This window comes from Mesorhizobium sp. M8A.F.Ca.ET.181.01.1.1 (assembly GCF_004792025.1).
Taxonomy (GTDB): domain Bacteria; phylum Pseudomonadota; class Alphaproteobacteria; order Rhizobiales; family Rhizobiaceae; genus Mesorhizobium.
This window is the reverse complement of the sequence record NZ_SRTV01000103.1, coordinates 1-360: the sequence shown is the minus strand read 5'-3', so window position 1 is coordinate 360 and position 360 is coordinate 1. Positions and strand designations below refer to the sequence as shown.

1 protein-coding gene is annotated in these 360 nt (G+C 65.3%); it reads right to left on the bottom strand.

Going from position 1 to position 360, the window contains the following annotated elements; genetic code table 11:
• Window positions 1-360: tetratricopeptide repeat protein (locus tag EN824_RS33775; RefSeq protein WP_135933185.1), on the bottom strand; the 360-nt coding region annotated here is incomplete at both ends.

The following is a 360-nucleotide window of genomic DNA, read 5'->3' as shown; positions in this document are numbered from 1 at the left end:
GCGGCCTGTTTGGCTTTGACGCCGTTGGCCTGCTTAGCCTTGCGGATGTTCCTGACAAGCGATGCGGCGTCGGTATTGCCGGGATCGGCTTGCGCAATCGTTTCGGCGAGCGGGAGTGCCGCGTCCAGATTGCCGGAGCGGAACTCGACCTCGGCCATGCCGAAACTGGCATCGCGATAGGTCGGGGCAATCGCAAGCGCCCTGGAAAAGGCATCGCGCGCTGCCGTCAGATCGTTGCGGCCGAGCTCGACAAAGCCGAGCTGCACCAGGGCATCGGCATTGTCGGGCTTCAGCGCCAACGCGCGCTTGAGCAGATCCGCCGCCTCGTCGAAATGCTGGGCCTGCCTCGCCTTGACGCCG